Raw genomic sequence first — 20,907 nt, 5'->3', positions numbered from 1 at the left:
CGGACGATCCCGGGCCTTGGAGCGAGGTCGCGGCTCTTTCCCCGCCCATCCCAGGACGTCTACATGCTATCGTCCCTTATTGTCTTTATGGCCTTCTCCCAGACAGCGATCGTCAGGCGCCTTCCGGGGCTGCCAAGCGCTCGTCGACCAAGGCGGGCACAGGTTCGTCCGCCAGCGACCAGCCCGACTTCAGCCCCAGCACAAACCAGCCCAACGCCACAACGCCAAGAGCGAAAATGCTGTCCCCGATCACGCGCAGCCAACGAAGCGTGTCCATGGGTGGGGCCTGCAGGAATTCCGCGGATCGGGCGTACCACATGCCGTGCTCAACACTCGCCCATGTTTGGAGCAGTCCCACCGGTAGTACGCTGATCAGCACCATCAATGCCAGGCCGACGTTGATCGCCCAGAAGGCGAACGCGACCGCGCCCGTGCGCCACTTCCGGTGAACGGTCAACCCTCGAAGGCAAAAGAGCATGAACCCGATCCCGAGCATGCCGTACACGCCGAAGAGAGCCGTATGGCCGTGGACCGGCGTGGTATTCAATCCCTGCATATAATACAGCGCGATCGGCGGGTTGATCAGGAAACCGAACAACCCGGCGCCGACTAGATTCCAGAACGCGACTGCGACGAAGAAATAGATCGGCCACTTGTACGCGCCGACCCACGGTTTCGATCGGCTGAGTGTGAGGTTCTCGTACGCCTCGAATCCGATGAGCACGAGCGGTACCACTTCGAGTGCGCTAAACGTCGCGCCGAGCGCGAGGATTGCGGTTGGTGTGCCGGTGAAGTAGAGGTGGTGAAACGTGCCGATGATGCCGCCCGAGAGGAAGATCACCGTGCTGAAAAGCACCGCGGTGGTAGCCGTCGCGACCCGTAGCAGTCCCATGCGCGTGAACAGGAACGCGATCGCCACTGTGGCGAACACCTCGAAGAAACCTTCGACCCACAAGTGCACGACCCACCAGCGCCAATACTCGGCAATGGCCAGGTTGGTCTGGCGGCCCCACATCAGTCCGGCGGCATAGAACAGCGCGATCGCTGACGATGCGACAAAGAACAATCCCAGCAGGCCACGATTCTCACCTGGCTTGCGCAGTGCCGGCCACATCGCCCGGCCCATCAGCGCCAGCCAGATGAACAGCCCCGCCAGCAGGAAGATCTGCCAGAATCGGCCGAGATCGACGTACTCGTAGCCTTGATGGCCAAACCAGAAGTTGGCCTCGAGACCGAGCCTCTGCTGCACGCCGAGCCATTGGCCGAACATGGAGCCGGCGACGATGATCAACAGACACACCCAAAGAACGTTCACGCCCAGTCGCTGGAACTTAGGTTCGTACCCAGAGACCGCCGGTGCCATGAAAAGCCCGGTGGCCAGCCATGCCGTTGCGATCCAGAAGATGCCGAGCTGGGTATGCCATGTACGTGTGACCGAGTATGGCAGCCATTTGGCCAGTGGGATCCCATAGAATCCCTCGCCTTCCACGCCATAGTGAGCGGTCACTGCTCCGAGTCCGACCTGCGCAACAATTAGTGCCGCCACCACCCAGAAGTACTTCAATGTAGCCTTCATTGATGGCGTGGGATGGAGCGCAAGCAAGGGATCACGACCCGGTACGACATTCTCTGGCTCCTCCTTGTGCTTCTGCACAGCGAAGTACCATGCCAGCGCGGCGATGCCCGCAAGCAGCAGTACGAAGCTCACCACCGACCAGACGACAATCGGCCCCGTCGGACGGTTGCCGATCAGGCGCTCGGCCGGCCAGTTGTTTGTATAGGTAACATCGCTTCCAGGACGGTTGGTCGAACACGCCCACGACGCCCAAAAGAAGAACGCGTTAAGCTTCGCCTGACGCTCCGGGTCTTTGATCGTATTGGCTGGAATCGCGTAAGCATTCCGGAGACTGCTCAAATCCGGGTCGCCACCAAACAATGCGGCGTAGTGGTCGCCGACAGCCTTAATCGCGAGCGCGCGATCCGGAGAGACAACGATATCTCCGGTGTCGTCGGCGTACGTGTTGCTCCGCAATTCATCTCTCAGACGAGCTTGCAGCCCTGCTTGCTGTTCGTCTTGCAGTTCGGCGAATGGCGAACCGTGCTCCTTCTGAGCCCACCTGTCGAGCAACCAGTCGCATTCCCGGTGCAACCAGTCCGCCGACCAGTCGGGCGCCACATATGAACCGTGGCCCCAGACACTGCCGATTTCTTGTCCACCCATTGATTGCCATACATTTTGTCCGTCACGAATATCCTGTCCCGTGAACAGCACACTTCCACCGGTGGTAACGACGCGTTCGGGTACGGGCGGGGCCTGGCGGTAGATCTCCTTGCCGTAATAGCCCAGGACCGCGAATGAGCCACCGATGACGACAATCAACGCAAACCACAGATTCCGATTGGACATCAATTCCTCCCATCAGCCGTTTCCGGCGGATCTCGCTTGCGCCATGGTTGCCTCCAGCTCCGTTGCGCGTGGAAACAGAATGTTGTTTTCCTTGTGGATGTGCCGATGGAGATCCGCCTCGAGGCCTGCCAGTCCATCCAGCATCGCCCGGTAGGTGTTGCAGCCATCGCCCGGCGGCGTGAAATCGCCCGTGAGTTTGCGCATCTGTGCGAGTGCCGCGCCGGCAGAATTGTGCTCGTGTTCCATGGCCCGGATCGGGTTCTGCACGGAGCCACAATGAACCGCTTCCAACGTTTGGAATGACTCCATCGCCCGAATCAGGGGGAACAGAATCTGCTCCTCCTTCATCAAGTGCGCCTCGAGTTCAGCGCGAAGGGCATCGTACGTTTGACGGACCTCGGCGAGCTCCGGATGCCGCTGGCCGTGAACCGAATGCACCTTGGCGGTGAGTCCTGACAGGCGCGGCAACTCGCGCCGCAAGTATGCGTGATGCTCGTTCAGGATGTTGGCGATCAGTTCGTCGAGTGACGCGGCCGCCCAATCCGTCTCTTCCGTCGCGACGGGTTCCAGGTCTGCCTCACGCAAGGCGGAGACCACCTCCTGTGTATCGATTCGCTGCGCAGCGCAGGCCTCGCCGAGGGTCTGTTGGCCACCACAGCAGTAATCGATGCCAAATTGCTCAAGAATGCGGGCCCGGCTTGGACGCTCGACGACCAGCTGCCCGACCGCCATATGTGGGGAGATCTCCGTCATGGCTGAGTTCCTTTCCGCTGTCTTGGGACAAGAGACGTGGTCGGCCCCGGAATACGTCGATGAAGAATGACACCCAGAAAAGCTCGTAAGTAATGAAACGGCAAGGAGTAACGAAGATAGTGCATTCATCCCAGGCATACGTGGCTCCTCCGTCGACTCGAGTGGTCGTCAAGCACCGTATATAAACCTGGACGTCCAGGTTGACTTACGAAGCATATCGAGAATAAACTGGATGTCAAGGTTGAAGTTTTGACTTCCCTTGCAGGTGGAAGCCCTGCTGTCGAACCTACGGCTGCGTCATGCAGGAGAAGCGACAGTGACAATGTGTCAAAGTGCCGAGTACGCATTGAGAGCCATCGTCTGGCTTGCAAGTCAAGGCGAATCGACGGTGGGGACGGCTAAAATCGCCCGGCGCACCCATGTGCCGCCCGGGTACATGTCAAAGGTACTCCAAACCCTGGCACGCGCTGGGCTGGTACAGTCAAACCCTGGCCGCACCGGGGGATTTCGTCTCACGCGGCCAGCAGAGCAGATCTCTGTCCTCGAGGTCGTGAACGCCGTTGACGTCGTGGAACGCATTCGGCGGTGTCCACTCGGGCTTGAGTCTCACAATCACACGCTCTGCCCCCTGCACCGTCGTCTCGACCAGGTCGCTGAGATGGTGGAACGTGCGTACGGCGAGACAACCATTGCCGAGATCGTCGCCGAGACGACGCCCGTTAGAGCGCTCTGTGAATCCGCATGATGACGCTGGCCTGCGCCCAGATGAGGCCGGCTTGACTGCCAAGGATCCGTCGCTCGACCACCTCCCTTGGATCCAGATGGCCGAATCCACCCGACCGAGGCAACAGTCATGATCCCTGGACCATTTGATATCGTCGCCCGGCCCCGCGCTGGGCGAGCATTCTGAGACCGTCTGACAGGGTTCACTTGATCTGGATCAAGGCGACTCCATCCGATAGGTGGTAATCGTCTCAACTCTGTAATGGCGGCCACGCTGGTCGATGGTCCACACGCAAATCAGCGAGGTGACAATGAGCCTGTCGGCGGCGACGCAACTTCTGGTCCGAGAGCATGAGGTCATCGAGAGAGTCGTCGGCGCCTTGTCGATCATGCTCAGCAGGCACGAAACCCCTGACGAATTCCCTTTGAGCTTACTGGACGAATCTCTCCAGTTTCTCACGCGATTTGCTGATTGCCGCCATCACGCCAAGGAGGAGTCGCACCTATTCCCTGCGATGGAGGCCCGGGGTCTTCCTCATGACATGGGCCCGATTGCTTGCATGTTGCATGAACACTGCTTGGCGCGGGGACACATTCGCACGGCGCAGGGCCTTCTTGAACGCTTGAAAACCGGTGACGCGCAGGTTTGGCCGGAGCTTCGCGCAGAGCTTGAGGCCTACGTGGAGTTGATCAGGAATCACATCGCCAAGGAGAACCAGGTCCTGTTCGTCATGGCGGACCAATTGCTGACGGGAGAAGAGAGCATAGCCTTGCACAAGCGGATGCTCGGCGCTGAGAATGCCTTGAACGCCGAGCGTGACTTGTCCGCCGAGCTGGCGATGGCGAAGAGCATCGAGAGTCAAAGTGTGGGTGCGAAGTCGTTTCCTGGAACCGAAGGGCGTCCGAGCGAGACTTGACAACTCGTTCGGCGAAAGGACTTGTTGTGAAACGGGCGAATCTCCTCCGATGGCCGGCCATTGTGCTTGGGCTCGTTTGCACCGGTGCCGGGACATCACGCGAGTCGGACGCTAATTCGCAGCTCCCGTCCGGTGCGGCCGGGCAAGATGCCCATGCGGTTCCACGCTCCAAGCAAGCAGCGGAGAATCCGCCCCCACCGACATCGCCCCCTGCGAAAGCAGGGCCGAAGTACCTGGATTTGCGCTACGATGAGGATTTCAGCTACCTTGGGGCTGAATCCGGATCGTATCGCGAGGACTACTTCGACCCCATCAAGTACATCGAGCTAGCTGACAACTGGCACCTGACGCTTGGGGGCGAGTTCCGCATGCGACTCGAAGCGGAAACCAACAAGGCCTTCGGCGCGACTGAGCCGGCCCAGGATACGTTCCTGCTGCACCGCTATTTTCTACACGCGGACTTGCACTACCGCGACCTTTTTCGCGTGTTTGTCCAGGGGGTGACGGCCTTCGACGAAGAGCGCAATCTGGCCAAACGGGCGATCGATGAGAATCAGTGGGATGTTCATCAGGCGTTCTTCGATGCCCGCATCCTCGGGGGATCGGTGCCGCTTACGTTCCGCCTGGGTCGCCAGGAGCTGTCCTATGGCAATCAAAGGCTGATTTCTCCGCTCGATTGGGCGAACGTCCGCCGGCGATTTGACGCCGCGAAGCTCATCTGGAAGGTCAATGACTGGCAGCTCGATGCATGGTTCGCTCGCCCCGTGATCGTTGACCGTGTTCGCGCCGACAGCTGGAACGAGGATTTCGATTTCTACGGAAGCTACTTTACGTACACCGGTTGGAAGAATCACGGCTTGGACGCGTACTGCTTCTACACAGACAAGAATTCGGCAACGGTCAACGTAAATGGACGGCGCGGCGAGGAGCACCGTTACACGCTCGGCTCTCGCTTCTGGGGCAAGCAGGTAGGATGGGACTACGAGACCGAGGTCGCCGGGCAGTGGGGCAAATGGGCGGGCGACACCATCCAGGCCTACAGCGTGGCCCTCGACGGTGGGTATACATTATCGGAATCCGCCTGGAAGCCACGCGTCGGCGCAGGATTCGACTGGGCCAGCGGCGACGACGATCCGCGCGACAGTCAGGTCCAGACCTTTGATCAGCTATTCCCCTTGGGTCATAAGTACTTCGGATATATCGACCTTGTGGGGCGGCAGAACATCACCGCGATCAACGTCAACGTCTCCGCCTGGCCGGTGGAGAAGAAGGTGAAAACCTCAGCTGCGTACCATGTATTCAGACTCAGCGAGGACGAAGACGCACTCTACGATGCCGGCGGGCGGGCCCTACGCCGCGACCGAAGCGGCGAAAGCGGCCGTCGTGTCGGTCAGGAACTCGACCTGACCGTCGACTGGCAGCCAAACGTCCACTCGTCCGTGCTCTTCGGCTATTCCCACTTCTGGTCCGGCAAGTTCATTAGCGACACAGGTCCGCGCGAGGACGCGGACCTATTCTATGTGCAGTACCGGTTCCGATTCTGATCGGCGAATCCTCGGGAGTTACGATCCATGAAGCAATGGCAAAGACTGATGCGCAGGGCCGTTCTGGGTCTGGCATGCGGCACAACCATTTTGCAGATCAATAGTTGCACGCTCGATACCGTATTGGAGCAGTCCGCCCGAGGGGCCACCACGGCCCTGACCGGTATCTTCAGTGTGGTTGTGACGGACGTGGTGAACGGCTTCTTCGGTGTGGACTGACTGGCACGGAATCGGCCGACGGTACGGATACGATGCATGCCGATTCTACCGGAGAATCCGTAGCCGCTTGATCCAGGTCAAGGCACGGCGGCGCAAAGTGCCCTACGCTTCTCTCGCTCGTAGATTGGGCGCGAAGCCATGAATCCATCACGGACGGGATCAATTGATCAGCTAAAGGCGGCCGACCGCGCGCGGGCTGTTCTGGTACCCTTGGCATTCCTTGCCGCGGCGATCACCTTTCTTCTGCGCCCGCTGCCCGCCCCAGTTGCTCCGCCGCCCGCAGTAGTCGTTCCGGCGTCAATGGTGTCCACAACGCCGATTCGCCGACCCAAACTCGAGCCCTCCTATTCCGTCGGAGGCTATATGTATCGCTGCAACGACTGCCACCGGCACATCCTCTCGCCTGCAGAAACCGATCGCCGACTGACCCAGCACACGGAAATCGCGCTCGCCCACGGCATCAACACGCGCTGCTTCAATTGCCATAACCCGGAAAACCGCAACGTATTCGCCGGCGACGGCACCGAGACCATCCCTTACGATCAACCGCAGCGGCTCTGTGCCAAGTGCCACGGCCCTGTTTATCGTGACTGGCTCCATGGCTCACATGGCCGAACGAACGGCTATTGGAACACCAGCCTTGGACCATTGATCCGGCGCAAGTGCGTCGAGTGCCACGACCCGCATGCGCCGACTTTCAAGCCCCTGCCGCCGGCTCCACCTCCCCAGTTTCTGCGGGATGTACGTTATCTGGAGGAGGAACACGACTTCACCTTCGACCCGCTCTTGGTGGGCATGCCCGCGGAGCCGCCAGTCCTGCGAAACGGCGGGGCAATCGCCCCAGCAACTAATCACGCGGAGGCAAAGCCGTGACCGACTCGCCTCGCCGGTCTGATCTACAAGGCGTCCCGTCCGCGGGTCCGCAGCTCACTCGGCGCGGCTTCCTCCGCAAAAGTGCGGCCGGAGCCGCCGGGACCGCGGCCTTAGTCGCTGCTGTCTCCCCGCTTCGACAGTTAGACACCGATGATCTCCCTTCCATCGAGCGATTCTTCCAGAAGCACTACAAGGAGATGACGCCGGAGGACAAGGCGGCCGTGCTTGAACGCGTTGCGCGGGAAGTCGAGGCGCGGCATGACGTCGACGTGAAGATCGACGATCCCCAACCCCTTCAAGGTGTCGAATATGTCTACGGCTTGAGCATCAGCCGGTGTATCGGCTGCCGCCGCTGCGTCCACGCCTGCGTGAAGGAAAACAATCAGTCGCGCTCGCCGGAGATCCAGTACATCCGCGTGCTAAAGATGCCCAAGGGCACGATCGACGTGGAGAAGGCCGAGCACCACTACGACCCGCCGACCGTTCCCGACCACGCCAGCTTCTACATGCCCGTGCAGTGTCATCAGTGCAAGAACCCGCCGTGCGTCAAGGTGTGTCCGGTCGAAGCTACCTGGCAGGAGCCCGATGGCATCACGGTCATAGACTACGACTGGTGCATCGGCTGTCGTTATTGCGAAGCGGCTTGCCCTTATTGGGCCCGTCGCTTCAACTTCGCCGAACCAAATTTGCCGACTGAGGAACTGAATCCAAACATGGCTTACCTCTCCAACCGCCCCCGTCGCAAGGGCGTCATGGAGAAGTGCACCTTCTGCCTGCACCGCGTTCGAGAGGGCCGAATGCCAGCATGTGTCGAGGTTTGCCCGACAGGGTCCCGCAAGTTCGGCAACGTACTCGATCCCAATAGCGAAGTGGGCTACATCCTGCGACACAAGCGGATTTTCGTGCTCAAGCAGGAGGTCGGCACCCTGCCCAGGTTCTTTTATTACTTCGACGAGCGCGGTGGCCGATTTCACGACCCCGTAACGCAGAACCCGCGGGAAGGTGGCACATGACTCGGTACGTGACCTTCCTTTGGCAGTGTGTGCGACTCAGTTTCGTCGGGGGATGGCGCTACCACCTGTGGATGACGGTGCTGACTCTGCTGGCTCTGCTTGGACTGCATGCCTACTGCGACCAACTGGTCCATGGCTTGATCACGACGGGGATGTCGGATCAGGTCTCCTGGGGGCTCTATATCGCCAACTTCACCTATCTGGTGGGACTCGCCGCCGCGGCGGCCATGCTGGTTATCCCCGTCTATATCTATCGCAATATGCATCTGCACGACGTGGTGATTTTCGGCGAGCTACTCGCTGTCGCCGTCATTATCATGTGCCTTCTGTTCGTCACCGTAGATCTGGGGCGGCCGGACCGTGTGCTGCACCTTTTCCGGCGATTCAATTTCCCGATCTCCATGTTGACGTGGGACGTCATCGCGCTCAACGGCTACCTGCTTCTGAATCTGCACATTTGCGGATACCTTCTCTATTGCGCGTATCTTCGCCGGCCTCCGTCGAAAGCCTTTTACATTCCTTTCGTATTTATTGCCATTGTCTGGGCGGTCAGCATACACACGGTCACGGCTTTCCTGTATGTAGGGCTCGGGGGCCGACCGTTCTGGAATTCAGCCATTATCGCCCCGCGTTTCCTGGCAAGCGCATTTGCAGCGGGGCCGGCGTTTATCATCCTCACGCTGCAAATCGTCCGAAGATACACCAATCATCAGGTGAGCGACGAGGCATTGCTCACTCTCCGTCGCATCGTTCAAGTGGCGATGCTCATAAACATCTTCCTGCTCGGTTGCGAGCTCTTTACCGAATTTTACGCCGATTCCGCGCATATTGCGTCCGCGCGGTACCTGTACTTCGGCCTGCACGGCTATAGCTCGTTGGTCCCGTGGATCTGGACGGCCGTAGGCATGAACTTGCTTGCCCTGGCCATCCTGATACTCCCCGCGTCCCGCGGCCTAGGCGTGCTGAATCTCGCCTGCGTCCTGTCCATCATCGGCATTTGGGTGGAGAAGGGCATGGGCCTCATCGTTCCTGCCTTCGTACCCACGCCCCTGGGCGAGATCGTGGAATATGCGCCGACGCTCCACGAGATTTTCATTTGCATTGGCATTTGGGCGTTCGGGCTCTTGCTGTACACGATTTTCGTGCGGATCTCTGTGCCGGTTCTGGCCGGCGACATCTCGTACGCGGCCCTTTACGGCGAGTCCACGACGCCTGGGAATTCTGCTGACTTCAAGGAGTCGATTCATGTATCGTAGCAGTTGTTTCTTGTTCTTGGTCGTGTTGGGCTTGGCTTGGGGCCGCTCTGTCGATGCTCAGACCTGGGGGCTGCCGGAGCTCTCTCCAGAAAGCCGGGAGTGCTCCAGTTGTCACAAGACCGAGAACCCCAGCATATATCAACAGTGGGGATCCAGCAAGCACTTCCGGGCCCACATCGGCTGCTACGAATGCCATGCCGCCGAGGAAGGCGAGGCCGACGCCTTCAAGCACGAAGGGCGTTGGATCGCCACCATCGTTTCGCCCAAGGACTGCGCCCGCTGCCACGTGCAAGAAGCCAAAGAGTTTGCTGACTCCCATCATTCCAAGGGTGCTCGCATTCTCGGTTCTCTGGACAATGTGCTGGCAGAGGTGGTTGAGGGAAATCAGGGATTCATAACTCCGAGTTTTCAACATGGTGTGAGCGCTGCAGCGGTCAGCGGCTGCTGGCAATGCCACGGAACAGAGGTAAAGGTACTACCCGGCGGAAAGCTGGATCCCGCAACGTGGCCGAACACCGGAATCGGCCGGATCAACCCTGACGGATCGGAAGGCTCCTGCGCCGCGTGCCACAGCCGCCATGCGTTCTCCAGCGAGCAAGCCCGGCATCCGGATAATTGCGGTAAGTGCCACATGGGACCGGATCACCCCCAGATGGAAATCTACTACGAATCGAAGCACGGTATCGCGTTCCGCGCCAACATCGACCGGTTGAATCTCGATTCGCCGAAATGGGTCGTCGGCGAGGACTATCATCACGCGCCCACCTGTGCAACCTGCCATATGAGTGCGACGCCCACTCGTCAAGCCACGAAGGATCGGCCAGCGATTGCGGGGCTGCCGATCACGCACGATGTGGGGCTGCGCATCAGCTGGAACAATCGGCCGGAGATTTCTGTCCGTCCCGAAGTTTCCGACAAGAAAATGGGCCTGCCTGGAGCTGAGATCAACTGGGAAACACGCCGCAACAATATGAAGAACGTCTGTCGAAACTGCCACGAGGACCAATGGGTCAACAACTTCTATACCCAATATGATGGCTTGGTTGAGCTCTATCATGACAAGTTTGCCCGACCGGGCTTAGAGTTGTATAAGCTTGCACAGCCGCTCCTCAGGGCCGTCCAGTTCTCTAATGAACTGGACTTCATCTGGTTTGAGATCTGGCACCACGAAGGGCGCCGTGCTCGGCATGGCGCCTCGATGATGGGTCCGGACTACACGCACTGGCATGGCACGTACGAAGTTGCGAAACACTTCTACTCCGAATACATACCGGCCTTGGAAGAGTTGGTTCATCAAGGCCTCACGTCCGAGGATCCGGCCAAGATAGCGGCAGCCAACAAACTTCAGAGAAAGCTCCAGGAGGTTCTCGATTCCGGAAATCACCGTTGGTACATCAACGAAATGGACCCGGCGGAGCGGGCTCGTCGCGATCAGCAGCGCGAGGAGTTCAAGAAGCGGTATGGGCAATAGACCGAACGGAAACCGCTGGCAGGGACACGAGCCTCGTGCTGACTGTCAGCGGTCACTCAAAGCCGGCCACCTCGGGTCACTTCAAAACCAGCCATGTTGAGCGGACGGAGGTTCGCCTTTCAGGTGCTCCAACGCGTGGTGCGTTGGAGGCCGAGTTATGGCGAACGTGCTCAGGATGGCGGATCAGACGTCCATTGCACCGCGCTACCCTGAAACGCTCGCGCTCAATACGCTGACCGAAGGATCAAAGAAGTGGCCGGCACTCGTAATATTCACGACGGTCAATGTATAGGTTCCGTGCCCTCCGAAGTTCGTAAGCCTTGCATTACCACGCCGATCCGAAACAACCGTTCTCATCTGGGTGCGGCCGTCGGGCATCGTCCAGCGCGCTGTGATCGTTGCCCGGCTGACACCCTTGAGATCTTGGTCCACCACCTTCAGAACGCCGGTTACCCTGACAATACCTCCCCGGCTCTTTGCCGACAGCGAAATGTCAGAGCAAAGCACCAACGGTATTTGCAGCGGCACTACCGTGATCGAGACGGTCGAGCTGCTGCTGACGTTGTTGTCATCGGTTACGGTTAATCTTGCCGTGTATGTACCAGCGTACTTGTAAACGTGAACGGGATCAGGCTGACTTGATCTGGCACCGAACACATCCCCGAAATCCCAGGAATAGGACACAATATTGCCGTCAAGATCGTAAGATCCATTGCTGCTGAATTGTACCACCAGAGGAGCGCTTCCATTGGTTGGCGCGGCGCTCGCTTGAGCAACTGGAGGCAGGTTTGTGCCTCCGACGTTAATCGTAATCTCTGTGATTCCGATGCCGCCACGGGCGTCGTAGCATTTCAAGGTCACCGTCTTGAGCTCGGTCGTCGTGAATGTGCGATATGCGGTCGCGCCGTAAGCATGTCCCCCGTCGCTGAACAGCCACTCAACGTTGCCAATGACGCCATCTGGATCGTACGAGCCGCGGGCTGAAAATACGACATTCAACGGGGCATTACCGGCGTAACGGTCAGCCGTAGCAACGGCGACCGGAACTTGGTTGGGACTCGTCGCATTAATCATCTGGGCCTGGACGGTCTGGCTGCCTAGTGCGTCGGCAACGGTCAGTGTCACGAGATAGTCGCCTGGAGCGTAAAAAACGTGCAGCGGATTTGGGGCATCGGAAATACCTCCATCCCCGAATTTCCAATAATAGGAGATACCCGTTGAACCGTTGGAATCAAAGTTCACCGCCAGCGGTACATCCCCACTCAGGGTACTTGGCTGTATGACCGCGACTGGGCCATCGCTCGGGAATGAGTCGTACCCCACTCGGTAGCCGGCAAAGGCCTCTTCGCTTATCACTAGGGACCCGGCGATGAGCGTGACGCCATCGGATGCGGTGACGCTAGGATCGGTTTCAGATGTCGGATTTGTGCTAAAAACGAATCCTCGTGGATCGACAATTCCGCCGGACGGCGTTACTCGCATGGCAAAAAGGTCGCTGCGCGCGTCAAGTTGCTCGAGTGAGTTGACGGCCAAGCGATTGCGCTGGTCCTGGAAGGCGACGACAAAGTTCGTGCCATCCCACGCAACACGGGGACGGTATTGATTGCCTGACCAAGGCGTCAGGCTGATCTGAGGACCCACCGTGCCATCGGCTTGGATGATGTGCGCTAATAGGTCATTCTCCACGCCACTCGAAAGCTCCTGTGATTGCACGAAGATAGCTGCCTCACCGCTTGAACCCAGACCAACCTCGAATATGCCGTTCCCGCCGGCAGTCGAGAATCCCGGGTGAATCAAGAACTCGGGAGTCGGTGTGCCTGCCGCATCTACGAATGCTCCCATGCTCACGGCAAACGCATCGTCGTGAGTCGCGTTGCGATGCCACCCAACAAGCCATCGATTCCCCAAGGCCACAACTGCCGGAGCCGTTCGCAGGAAGGAATGGCCAAGTACCGTTGGTATTGGGTCGAGGATGTTGCCGCGGCCGCTGACGCGGGCTGCCACCGGAAAAATGAACTGGACGTTGATTCCAAGCTGACGCCCCGTGATGAGAAAATCGTCGCCCAGCCCTGCGACGTCCGCGGGTCCGAGGCATCCGCTCATCACCACGAAAGGTGATGCGTCTATCTTCGTACCTGTCTCAGATAGGCGTTGAGCCACAATTCCACTAGGTGTGCCCCAAGTGACGAGGTAGAGAGTTCCATTCCATGCTACATTCGGAGAGCCGGGACCATTCAGATACGAACCAACGTCGAGCTGGATCGGCTCGCTGGAAACCGGACTTCCCGCGGCATCGAGGGGCTGCGCGAGGATGCGTACAGCGCTGCTGGAACTGCTTCGAAAGACGAGCATGTAGCCGTCGCCGCCGGCGGCGACATCGGACCGCAGCTGCAGCGGCGCGCCAATGGAAAGTACTTGGCTGGGGCCGGCGACATTGCCGGGTGATACGCTGGCCGTGAGAATGTCTTGGTTGTTGTCCGCCAACTCCGTCCAAACGACACGCAACCCGCCGACTCCATCTCCCGCGGTCGGGCCAGTTCGTGGGCCGGCCACAATCACACTTCCAGGATCCAACACTTGACCCGATGCATTGACGCGCGCCGTCCAGAGTACCGGGGAGTCACTCCAGGTAACGCGCCAATTTGCGCCATCCCACGCGACTGCGGTTGAAGAGCCGTACCCGGGTTGCTTCGTACCCGATATGTTCACGCCGTTTCCTTCTAGCTTGGCCCCGTCAAGGCCAAGGCGCGAGCCGGCGACATGAACGGAGAAATCCGGTTCCTGACGATCCCAGACAAGATAGAAGCTATTGCCGTTGCTTGCCAAGCCGGCAAGTGGAACATCAAGCAGCGGCTGCGGATCAGCGCCCAATAGGTTGAGATTGCTGTCGAATCGAACAAGTTTGGTCGTGTTGGTCCCGTTGACGTAATTGTCGTCGTACGTAAGTGCGAAGACGCCGCCGGCGTAGGCGAGATGGAGGTTCGACCGCTGATAGTATGTCCCTGACACCAAGACGTGAGTCGGCGGATCAAGAACGACGCCGGAGGGGGAGACGCGTACTGCAACGATGTCCGCGCTGGTGGGCGTGTTCTGATTTACCACCGTCCAGTTGTTTCCATCGGAGGCCACGGCCCAGTAGCTGGAACCGGAAGGAATCAAACCAAAGAGCTTAATCGGTTTCGCGTCAAGCACCTCGCCCCCGGCCGAAACTCGAACCGCCTCGAGTGAGTCCTGATAGTAACCCGTTCCCCCCTGGTCCACGCTTTGATAAACGACAAGCCAAACCTGGCCGTTCCAGGCGATCTTGGGGAAGGTTTGGTTCGCAGGGGCATCTACGACTGCAAAAGGAACAGGGTCGATCGTGTTCCCGTTCACGTCCAGGCGTACGCCATAGATATCCCGCGACGTCTCGTACACGGACCAGGCGAAAACTCCGTATGGATTGGCTCGATTGTCAGACCAGACAACGAGCGTCGTATCGCCGCCACGCGAGATTGCTGGCGATGCCTGATCTCCTGCTGCTGCCGAAACGTCTCCGTCTCCAGGGAGTAGACTCAATTGTGCTTGCGACGGGAGCAGCGGACACAGCACCGTCAGAAGTAGCACTACGACTTTCACGGAATTCTCCTTGAGGACGTACTGTTTCGCGGAATTGACGTGCTGCATCCTTCCGAGTTCGCCAGATCATGGCTCCAGTGAGATCGAGTCCCAATCGGCCCGGAGGTCTTGAGACTTACCGGCGATTGCCATCAAAGGCGAACACACGAACCGTCGAATCACTCGTGTCGCCGGAAGGATGTCCCGACTTGTTGGCCCCTTCCCGACGAACTGATGAGGACCGCCGTTCCTCCTGCCATTACGGTCAGGAGCAAGGCGAGCATGCCCCAGGTGGAGGCCGCCGGAATCGTTTGCGGTCCGCTGCTCGGCGACGCCACCAAGAGCGCTACGGGTTGATTTACTGTGGGAAAACTCAACAGTTCCTCGGGGCTGGAACCGTCCGGATTGGCGCGTCGAATTGAGTCATCCGAGTTTTGCGTCCAATACAGTTTGCCCAATGTCGGCGAATATTCGACGGCTACAACCAAATTCGTGTCGGGTGTCTCAAGTATCGTCGCAATGGACGTGCCGGCAAAATTCGTTCGGCGAATCCGGTCATTAAATGTCTGAGCCCAGTAGACCTGTTGTCCTGCCGGATCGATACTGATGTCGACAAGTCCGCTGACGTTCGGGAAACCGACTATCTCCTGTATTACCGACCCGTCTAGGTTTGCCCTTCGTATTCTGTCGTCGAAACCTTCACCCCAGTAGAGTTTCCCGCCGGTCGCGTCGATGTTCAACGCCAAGACATCGGCAACGTCCGGGGATTCGAGAATCACGACAGGGTTCGAACCGTTGAGGTTGGACCGCATGATTCGATCGTTGAACGTCTGCGCCCAATAGAGGTGTCCGGCCGCGGGATCCAGAGCCAATGCGGTAATGCCGTCGGCATCCGGAAAAGAAACCAGAATCTCGACGTTTGATCCATCCAGATCAGCCCTTAGAATGCGGTCCTCGAAAATCTGGGCCCAATAGATTTTCGCCGCCGCTTCATCGACCGCGATATCGACGACATCATCCGCTTGTGGGAACGACACGATTGGCGTTGGACTCAGACCGCCGGCTCCCGCTTTGGAGATGCGGTCCTCGAATGTCTGGCCCCAGAAAATGGACGGCTGCGCCTGGGCCACCGAGTCCGGAAACGCAAAGCCGGTTGCCCCAACGGCTATTAGACAGACCAAGGCGGAGCAGCGAAGAGAGTTGCGTCGCGAAGTACCCTGTTGATTGATCACGTCACCCTCCTGAAGCTAAATGCGACGGTCGTCGGTGGCGACACGGCCGCGCCGCTCCCGACGATCCGTCTTGGAAAGGGATTTCATTGACCTAGTGGCGTGTGCCCTTCGCCCGGTAGTGCTTGCCGCCATCGTACCCGAAAGGAGCCGTAGACATTGCGGCGCCGCAGTTTGCACTGCAGGCATCCCTCAACGCGCGAGCGTCGGCTTCGCAAGCATCGATTTCGTCGTTCGTTGGATTGGGGCCGAGCAGGGCGACGCATTCCTCGAAGGCCACCGTTGCGTCGGCCTCGCACAGGTCGCGGCACTCATCGGGATCCACGGGCTCCGGCGGACAAGCAGCCCGGCAGGTGTCCCGATACGCGCGGGCTTCGTCATCGCACATGGCCTCTTCCTCCGGCGTCGGGTTGCCGCCAAATGAAGCTATGCAGGCATCGTAGAGCGCGTCGGCTTCCTTGCCACACTGCTCGTGGCAGGGCAGCGGACAGGTCGCGCGGCATGCGCTGCGGAACGCCCGAGCCTCCGCTTTGCAGGCGTCCTCCTCCGCATCCGTCGGATCGCCTCCGAGTGCGGCCAGGCAGTCGTTGTAAACGACCATTGCGTCGACACCGCATTGCTCTTCGCAGTTCATCGGACAGGTCGCAGAACAAGCGTCCCGGGCCACACGGGCTTCATCTTCGCAAACATCGATTTCGTCGTTCGTCGGATTCTCGCCGAGACTGGCGACACAGGCCTCAAAGATGACGGTGGCGGCCGCTTCGCAATCGTCGCGGCAATCTTCGCCGTCTTCCGGATGGTCATCGGGGCAACCGTCCCGACACTGGTCCCGCAGAGCACGGGCCTCATCGCGGCAGAATTCTCGTTCCGCCTCCGTTGGATTCGGACCAAGGTCGGCCAGGCAGGCTTCGTACTGCGAAGCCGCGGCGGCGTCGCAATCGCTGTCGCATTGCGAGTCCGCCATCAGATTTTGACTCCCCGCCAACAAAAAGGCCGTTCCCATCAATACACGCGTGATTGACATCGCTTGCTCCTTACTCGGTTGAATGCCCGAACAAATCATCCTCGTCCGACCCGGCCGAGGATCCTCATGTCTCCGTAAGGGCAACAGCTGTGCCAATCTCTCCGCTCGGGGACGAATCAGACGAAAACCGCATTCTGGCGCTTTCAGAGGGGTTATGTCGAGATTGAATGCCGTGCTTGGTGTCGCGCTTACTTGCGTCGGCCACGACATGTTGCGGCGCGCCACAATCGGCGCCGGGAAAACGCTGTGGGATTAGGAGCCGTCTTGCGGTCGCTCGATGCCGAGCCGATTCATGCGGAATCGAAGCGTCGATGGCTTGATGCCAAGTGCACATGCTGCTCCGCGAGGTCCCTCTACGACCCATCTGCAATCGTTGAGCACGCGACGGATTTCTGCCGCCTGGACCTCGTCAAGCCGTGACTGAATTCCTGCTTGACCGTCTGGTGTGTCAGCATCGGATGCCCCATACTCGATTGTGAGCACGGGATTATCCGAAAGGATCACTGCTCGCTCCACGACATGTCTGAGCTCTCTAACGTTGCCGGGCCAATTGAGTTGCTGGAGATCGCGCAGACAGGAGTCGTCCACGCGCATGAACGGCTTGCCGGATTTCCTTGAGAATTCCTCTGCAAAGGCGGTCACCAGTGACGGTATGTCCCCTCGACGCTCACGGAGAGGGGGAACGTGGATTGGAAACACGTTTAGCCGGTAATACAAGTCTGATCGGAACCGTCCCTCCTCAATCGCGCGCGACAGTTCGCGGTTGGTCGCGGCGATGACTCGGGCGTTCGACTTCAACGTCTTGCTGCCCCCCACACGTTCAAATTCGCCGTCCTGGAGCACGCGGAGGAGTTTGGATTGCACGGCCAGCGAAAGCTCGCCGATTTCGTCGAGGAAAATCGTGCCGTTTTCCGCCAGTTCGAATCGACCAATTCGCTTTTCGACGGCCGATGTGAACGCTCCTCGCTCGTGGCCAAACAACTCGCTTTCGAACATCGTCTCCGGGATGCTCGGGCAATTCACCTTGATAAGCGGCAGTGTGGCCCGATCGCTCAGCTGATGGATCATCCGGGCAATCATCTCCTTGCCCGCCCCGGTCTCGCCGGTAATGAGGACCGACGCGTCCGTCGGGGCCACACGCTGTACGTCCTTGCGGAGAGATTCCATCGCAGGGGAAGTGCCGATCAGCTCGCGGAATCCGCGTTCGACGTCGATTTCTTCCCGCAGGTACGCGTTCTGGCTCTCAAGTTGTCCGCTCCATTGCCGAAGTTCCTCGTGCTTTGTGATATTGTCGATCGCCAAGGCCAACTGGAGCGCAATGTTCTCGTACATCCAGTGCTCGACCTTCCTCCACGGACGCGGGTCGTCCCTGCCGAAAAGAAACGCTCCCAGAATCCGGCCGCGGGCGACGAGTGGAACGGCCAAGTAGCGGCGGACGCCTTGTTTATGAAGGTCAGAGTCCCAGGCGAAAGGGACGTCCGTGGTCAGTTCGGGTGACTCGTACGTCTTGCCATGCTCCAGTAGCCATCCAATTGGCGTATCGTCAAGCCGGTGAATTGTTGGCTCCAGTTCGGGAATTGGCCTTTGTGCTCTCGACTGACTGAAAGTACGGAATGTCCTATTCCCATTGTTCAATAGGCAGATGGCGCTGGCGCGATGGCCTTCTAGCCCCCCCACGACCCGAAGGGCCGCCCCGAGCACCCTCTTGAGATCCAGCGACGAGCTAATGACACCAGCTAACTCAAGGAGACAATCACGCCGCTGATCCCCGCGGGCAAATCGCTCATGAATAAGACAATTGTAGAGTATCGGTGTAATGACCTGGCCAACGTCTCGCAGGGGTCCTGTTAAGCAAAGGCATTCGTCCTCGTTGGAGGATGCATAGACCATTCCCAACAGTTGGTCCTTCATGCGAATGGGAACGCTGACAAAGAAGCTGCCGCCGAATAGCGGATAGGATTCAACGCCGGAATGCGCCTGATCGCCGGCCTTTGACAGCGAGAACTCCTCAAGGCCCTCGGAAAGGCCGGCCGCCTCCGTTTCGCCTGCGTCGACGGATAGCTCCACAATATCTACGTCGTCAAGGGAAAATGAGGAAGTTCGCCTGGTATCCAATTGTGCCGTGAACCTCCGTACCTCGCCCCGCTCTTCATCAAAGACGGCAAGACCGGCCGCACAGCAAGAGGTATGGGTACCGAGTACACACGCTACTCGGCGCGCCAACTCCGAAATCCGAACTTCTTCGCAGCATGCTCGGACAAGGCTCAACAGGGCAGGAGAGAGATCGGTGGAAGGAGGCTCCGCCAAGGATGAAGTCCTCAAGTCGCCAAGTAACGACACTTTGGGGCGCCCCGAACGTGAACTGTCGCCCCGAGCAGCGATCATGCCGACGCGCTGCCCATTCTTCTATCGGGCACTCGGGGGTCCAGCGGAAGTGTCATGAGCGTACCAGCTACAAGGATGATCAGCCCTAAGATCGCGAGCCCCCATTCGGAGGAAGCAGGAATCACGCCCGAACCCGCAAGTCCCGGAATGATCGCCACGTCCCAGGTACCAAGCGCATTCTGGAGAATCGTCTCCAAGCCGGTGCCGTCCACGTTTGCCCGCTGGATGTCGCCGCCGTCCAGCGTCCAATAGACCTTCTGGTCTGCCGGATTAAACGCGATGCCCAGCGGGCGGTCCAAGAGCCCGTTGATCGGGGCAGGAACCTCGTGATCGGATCCGTCGAGGTTGGCCCTCCCGATTTCGTTGGCGGCGAAATCCGTCCAATAGATTTTGCCACCGGCCAGATCCAACGCCAGATAATAGGGTTCGGAGGTGCCGCTGATGATTGGGGACGCGGAAGTTCCGTCCAGTTCGCCCCGCCAGATCTGAGTCCCGTTCGTCCAGTAGAGCTTCCCCGCCGATTCATCAATCTCGACGTCAAAAAAAGTGCCTGTCGGAATCGCCAGGTCTTCGAGTCCGGTTCCGTCCAAGTTGGCCCGTTGAATCTTCGCAGCTGTTTCGGCAACCCAATACACTTTGCCTATGGATGGGGCAACGGCCATCCCTCGGAGTCCGGATCCGACCGGAAGCTGGGCCACGAGCGTCTTGGGAGCACCAACCGACAAGGGGCTGCTCATCACGTGATCCGCGTCGTGCTCCGACCAGAAAACAACCAATCCGGCGTTATCCACCGCCAGCCCCTGCGATTTGCCAAGACCCCAGGCGAGATCAAACCTCTCCGAACCGTCAGGATTGGCGCATTCGATTTTGCCGTCCCTGTCGTTGGACCAGCAAAGAAGCTCGGCATTTGCCGCACACGGAAGTGCTAAGGCAGCGAACGCCAATGAGCGAAAAAGACTCGGTCTCATCTCCCCTCTCCGTTGTCCCCACGATCGAGAATGTCCGCATCCCTATGACCAAAGCAAGGCCCATGCCGGAGCATCGGCGCGCCGATTTGAAACGTAATCGCCTCTCCTGCCCAGCACTCAGCCCCGAAGGCATTACCCAATTTACCAGTTTCGCATGCGCGCCACAAGATATTGCGGCGCCCGCAACTGGCTGTGGTCGCTGTAAAGTTCGGTCATTGCCGCCAATACGATCAACCCACAAGGCGGGTGCAACGATGAGTATTTCGGAAGGCCCAGTGTCCCTGAGGGGCCCTGCGGCCGTCAATCCAGCGCCAAGGCTCCCTGCTTGCAGCGTACCTGGCAGATCAAACGACATTACCGGGCCATGAAGGCGTTCAAGTCCTGTCGGCGCATTCGGTGCATTCTTCTTGGATGGCTTGATGTTCCCGGCGGCGTCGAGCTCGACCGCCACGTTGGCGGCCATCCAACGGAGAACCGGGTTGCCCCCGTGGCGAAGCCGCCCTGACACGACGAGCTTCTCCAGCTCCT

At 59.2% G+C, this 20,907-nt stretch carries 15 protein-coding genes; 8 read left to right on the top strand and 7 right to left on the bottom strand.

Annotated elements, in window-relative coordinates:
- Nucleotides 1-112: 112 nt before the first annotated feature.
- Together J5J06_09075 and ric are read right to left on the bottom strand one after the other, a co-directional pair.
- On the bottom strand, nt 113-2,407 hold the full coding sequence (locus J5J06_09075; protein MCO6437224.1) for a nitric-oxide reductase large subunit: 2,295 nt from the start codon (nt 2,405-2,407) through the stop codon (nt 113-115).
- Between the two features lie 12 nt (nt 2,408-2,419).
- A complete protein-coding gene (gene ric / locus J5J06_09070) occupies nt 2,420-3,160 on the bottom strand; it encodes an iron-sulfur cluster repair di-iron protein (protein ID MCO6437223.1) in 741 nt (246 codons plus the stop codon).
- A gap of 322 nt (nt 3,161-3,482) precedes the next feature.
- On the opposite strand from ric, the gene J5J06_09065 reads away from it, so the two are divergent.
- From J5J06_09065 to J5J06_09030, 8 genes are all read left to right on the top strand, one after another.
- A complete protein-coding gene (locus J5J06_09065) occupies nt 3,483-3,905 on the top strand; it encodes an Rrf2 family transcriptional regulator (protein ID MCO6437222.1) in 423 nt (140 codons plus the stop codon).
- Nucleotides 3,906-4,194: 289 nt separating this feature from the next.
- Nucleotides 4,195-4,800, top strand: a complete 606-nt coding sequence (locus tag J5J06_09060) for a hemerythrin domain-containing protein (GenBank protein MCO6437221.1) — start codon at nt 4,195-4,197, stop codon at nt 4,798-4,800.
- Between the two features lie 239 nt (nt 4,801-5,039).
- Nucleotides 5,040-6,344: an alginate export family protein gene (locus J5J06_09055; protein ID MCO6437220.1), complete on the top strand. Its 1,305-nt coding sequence runs from the start codon at nt 5,040-5,042 to the stop codon at nt 6,342-6,344.
- A gap of 27 nt (nt 6,345-6,371) precedes the next feature.
- The gene (locus tag J5J06_09050; GenBank protein MCO6437219.1) at nt 6,372-6,563 is read left to right on the top strand and encodes a hypothetical protein; all 192 of its coding nucleotides are present in this window, start codon (nt 6,372-6,374) and stop codon (nt 6,561-6,563) included.
- Nucleotides 6,564-6,701: 138 nt separating this feature from the next.
- Entirely contained in the window at nt 6,702-7,436 is a 735-nt protein-coding gene (locus J5J06_09045; protein MCO6437218.1) for a hypothetical protein, read from the top strand.
- A complete protein-coding gene (locus J5J06_09040; GenBank protein MCO6437217.1) occupies nt 7,433-8,449 on the top strand; it encodes a 4Fe-4S dicluster domain-containing protein in 1,017 nt (338 codons plus the stop codon). Before J5J06_09045 ends, J5J06_09040 begins: the two co-directional genes overlap by 4 nt.
- Entirely contained in the window at nt 8,446-9,705 is a 1,260-nt protein-coding gene (gene nrfD, locus J5J06_09035; protein ID MCO6437216.1) for a polysulfide reductase NrfD, read from the top strand. Before J5J06_09040 ends, nrfD begins: the two co-directional genes overlap by 4 nt.
- Complete coding sequence (locus J5J06_09030) at nt 9,695-11,176, top strand: hydroxylamine oxidoreductase (protein MCO6437215.1); 1,482 nt, start codon at nt 9,695-9,697, stop codon at nt 11,174-11,176. Before nrfD ends, J5J06_09030 begins: the two co-directional genes overlap by 11 nt.
- 204 nt (nt 11,177-11,380) lie before the next feature.
- Here the strand turns inward: J5J06_09030 and J5J06_09025 are convergent, their stop codons facing one another.
- From J5J06_09025 to J5J06_09005, 5 genes are all read right to left on the bottom strand, one after another.
- A complete protein-coding gene (locus J5J06_09025) occupies nt 11,381-14,794 on the bottom strand; it encodes a PKD domain-containing protein (protein ID MCO6437214.1) in 3,414 nt (1,137 codons plus the stop codon).
- A gap of 158 nt (nt 14,795-14,952) precedes the next feature.
- Nucleotides 14,953-16,005 (bottom strand): hypothetical protein, encoded by a 1,053-nt coding sequence (locus J5J06_09020; protein MCO6437213.1) that lies wholly within the window; start codon nt 16,003-16,005, stop codon nt 14,953-14,955.
- A gap of 91 nt (nt 16,006-16,096) precedes the next feature.
- Entirely contained in the window at nt 16,097-16,966 is an 870-nt protein-coding gene (locus tag J5J06_09015) for a hypothetical protein (GenBank protein MCO6437212.1), read from the bottom strand.
- Nucleotides 16,967-17,278: 312 nt separating this feature from the next.
- Nucleotides 17,279-19,141 carry a sigma 54-interacting transcriptional regulator gene (locus J5J06_09010; GenBank protein MCO6437211.1) on the bottom strand — a complete coding sequence of 621 codons (1,863 nt, stop codon included), beginning with the start codon at nt 19,139-19,141 and terminating at the stop codon, nt 17,279-17,281.
- Nucleotides 19,142-20,257: 1,116 nt separating this feature from the next.
- On the bottom strand, nt 20,258-20,907 hold a 650-nt coding region (locus J5J06_09005), incomplete at its 5' end, for a hypothetical protein (GenBank protein ID MCO6437210.1).

Source organism: Phycisphaerae bacterium (assembly GCA_024102815.1).
Classification (GTDB): Bacteria; Planctomycetota; Phycisphaerae; order UBA1845; family UBA1845; genus JAGFJJ01.
The sequence above is the reverse complement of the archived record's forward strand: the minus strand, read 5'-3'. Positions and strand labels throughout refer to the sequence as shown.